The sequence below is a fragment of the Acidovorax sp. HMWF018 genome (assembly GCF_003061035.1).
Lineage (GTDB): Bacteria > Pseudomonadota > Gammaproteobacteria > Burkholderiales > Burkholderiaceae_C > Acidovorax > Acidovorax delafieldii.
Genome location: NZ_QAIM01000423.1, coordinates 33,018 through 36,092, shown reverse-complemented (window position 1 = coordinate 36,092; position 3,075 = coordinate 33,018). Strand labels below are relative to the sequence as shown.

Here is a 3,075-nt window from a genome sequence, read left to right as displayed (position 1 = left end):
GGTTGAACTCCATGCCGGTGGCGTGGCGCTTGCCCGAGAGCAGTTCCTGCGCGGCAGCGGTGTCGGGGTCGGTGTTGCGCTCGTTGTACTTCTGGCTGTAGAAGGCGGCCACACCCAGCAGGGCGCGGCGCTCGAACAGCTCGAACTTGCCGCCGACTTCGATGTTGCGGCTCTTTTCTGGGTCGGTGTTGGCGGTGCGCGCCGTGGTGGTGCCGGGGTTGCCAAACTGGTAGGTGTCGCCCGAGGTGTTGTACGAAGTGCCGTACGACAGGTAGTACGAGGTCAGCTCGTCAGGCTGGAAGATCATTCCCACGCGGGGGCTGAACAGGCTGTCGGAGCGCGAGTTGCTCAGGCTGCCTGCGGCGTTGTGGTACGCGGCGCGGAAGTTGTCGTAGCGCAGGCCGCCAACCAGCTTGAGCGTGTCGCTCAGCGAGACCGTGTCCTGGAAGTACAGGCCCAGGTTGCGCGATGTGAACGTGTTCCACTGCACCGGCGCACGGCCGTCGGCCACCCACGCGCCGTCGTTGGGCGTGCCCACCGTGGTGGTGGGGCGGGTGGTGGTGTTGGCGTAGTTCTGGTTGCGCTTGGCGTCGTCGTCGTAGTAGTCCACGCCGGTCAACACCGCGTGCTTCTTGCCACCCCAGTTGTAGGTGTTGCTGTAGTCGCTTTGCACCTGCAGCACATTGCTCTCGCCCACGCGGCCCTTGGAGCCACGGGTCAGCACGGTGTTGCTGTTGATCTGGTCCAGCGTGATGGCGCTGTTCTGGAAGCCGATGGTGCTGGCCAGCAGGTCGCGCTCGTACTTGCCGTAGCGCAGGCGCGTGGTCAGCTCGCCGCTGTCGTCAAAGCGGTGGATGTGGCCCAGCGTGACGTACTGCGATGTGGTGTCGTTGTGGTCGCTGGCCAGGCCGTAGTACTTGCCGGCTTCCAGCGGCATGTTGATCTTGCCGTCGGCCGAGAGACGCCAGGGGTGGTTGTAGAGCGGGCGGCCCTTGGATTCGAGGTAGTACAGCCCGACGGAGAACTCATCGCGCGTGCCGATGCCCCAGGCAAAGGTGGGTGCAATGCCGCGCTTGTCCTGCTTGGCACCGTAGTTGTCGTACTCCTGCACCATGGCGTTCAGGCGGAAGGCCGAGTTCTCGCCCGTCACCCAGTTGAAGTCGCCAGTGGCGCGGTGGTACTTGCCGGTGCCCAGTGTGTAGCCGGCTTCGTGCTGGTCGATCAGCAGCGGGTACTTGTTGACCTGGTTGACCACGCCGCCGGTCGAGCCCTTGCCGAACAGCATGGAGGCCGAGCCCTTGAGCACTTCGATGCGGTCGTTGTTGAAGGTGTCGCGCTCGATCAGCGGGGCGTCCTTCATGCCGTCCACGTAGATGTCGCCCGCCAGGCCCAGCGAAAAGCCGCGCAGGCGCACGTCCTCTTCACCAGTCTCGCCGGACTGGAAGGTCACGCCCGCCGTGGTGCGCAGCACTTCGCGGAAGTCGTCCTGGTTGCGGTCGTTCATCAGCTTTTCGGTGAACACCGTCACGGACTGGGGAATGTCCTTGATGTCCTGCTTGCCCTTGCCCACGGTGGTCTTCTTGATGAGCAGGGTGTCCTTGCCCTGGACTTCAGCGGCTTCCTTCACCGTCACGGTGGACAGGGTGGTCTCGGATGTGCCGGTCTGCGCCATGGCGCCCATCGAGGCGGCCAGCATCAGCGCGCCCAGTGGCAGCAAGGCCCTGTCGGATTGCGAAGCCTGGGGCGACAGGGTGGCGGGAGAAGCAACGAATGCGGGAGAAGAACGCAGCATGCCGCTGCGGCGCTGGGCGCGAGATTTAGCCAAGAGGGCCTCCGTCAATAGGGGTGTGCAGGTGGCGCGCAGGGGCACCAAGAGCAGGCGAGAGGCAGTGGCTAGATCAACATGGCTGTGCGTCGTCGTGCAGCTTTATGTTACATCAAATGCGGGTCATTCTCATTTGCATTGATGCGGGCGCGCCACACTTCGACAGGGTGTGGGCGTAAAAAAACCGGCAGAGCCGGTTCTTTTACGGGTGCGACGCGGGTCGCAAAGCGCCAGGGCTTACTTGACGTGCTTGCCGATCAGGCCAGCCAGTTCAAACATGGAGACCTGTGGCTTGCCGAACAGCTCCTTGAGCTTGGCGTCGGCGTTGATGTTGCGCTTGTTGGTGGCGTCCTGCAGGTTGTTGGCCTTGATGTAGACCCACAGCTTGCTGATGATCTCCGTGCGCGGCAGAGGAGCCGAGCCCACCACAGCGGCCAGCGCGGGGCTGGGCGTGAGCGCCTTCATGAAAGCGGCGTTAGGGGTCCGCTTCTTGGCGGGTGCAGCGGCCTTCTTGGCTGCTGGGGCTGTGGTTGCCGGAGCTTTTTTTGCAGTTGCCATGTTGGGTTGTCCTTGTTGGGAATAAATTTTTACCAGCGAAAACGACGCTTTCCCACTGGCAGGCTGATGCTAATGGGAAAAAAACGCGTTTCCAAGGGAGAAACGGCTTTTTTTGCCTCGATTTGTAGCGGTGGCGCCGCGCACCCCGCAGCAATAGGCCGCCAAGGCGCGCCAGGCTTGACAAAGACGCGGCAGAGGGCGGGTTTCAAGTGCGGTTCCCCGGGGGCATCTTCTGAGTGCGGCGTTGGGCACCGCATCTGGGGTGGCTGCTGCTGCAGCACAATCTTGCACAACAGATTTGCCGCTCAACGAACGCGGCTCGCCCGCAGGCGTGTGCCGCAGCGAGGGGGCGTTCGGTGTGGGGTTCGTGCTCGCCGCTGCCGTTGGGGCGGGTTTGATTGTTGGAACCGTTTGATTGACTGAAAGGATCTTGGAATGGCTGCAGCTTCGCCTCTTCCCCTCACGCCGTTTGCCACCTGCGACTTTTGTGACGTCCACAAGGGCGACACCAGCGGTGCGTTCCGCGTGCTGCCCCCGGTGTTCCAGAGCTTTGGGGGCGTTGCCGCGTTCGCGGGCCCCGTCACCACCGTCAAGTGCCACGAGGACAACACCCAAGTCAAGGCGGCTGTCGAGTCAGCAGGCGAGGGCCGGGTGCTGGTGGTGGATGGCGGCGGTTCTCTGCGCCGGGCCCT

Annotated in this window: 2 protein-coding genes and 1 pseudogene; 1 reads left to right on the top strand and 2 read right to left on the bottom strand. The window is 63.4% G+C overall.

Annotated elements, in window-relative coordinates:
* The coding region (locus tag DBR23_RS17575; protein ID WP_233250532.1) for a TonB-dependent siderophore receptor at window positions 1-1,792 on the bottom strand (1,792 nt) is incomplete at its 3' end.
* Window positions 1,793-2,062: 270 nt separating this feature from the next.
* A complete protein-coding gene (locus DBR23_RS17570) occupies window positions 2,063-2,383 on the bottom strand; it encodes an SWIB/MDM2 domain-containing protein (RefSeq protein WP_015014555.1) in 321 nt (106 codons plus the stop codon).
* Between the two features lie 435 nt (window positions 2,384-2,818).
* Between DBR23_RS17570 and DBR23_RS30940 the strand changes: the two are divergent.
* Window positions 2,819-3,075, top strand: a pseudogene (locus tag DBR23_RS30940) (ribonuclease); the annotation flags it as partial.

What these genes read in the sequence shown, in the direction of transcription:
- DBR23_RS17570 (WP_015014555.1), bottom strand. Translation starts at nt 2,383, where the DNA reads ATGGCAACTGCAAAAAAAGCTCCGGCAACCACAGCCCCAGCAGCCAAG.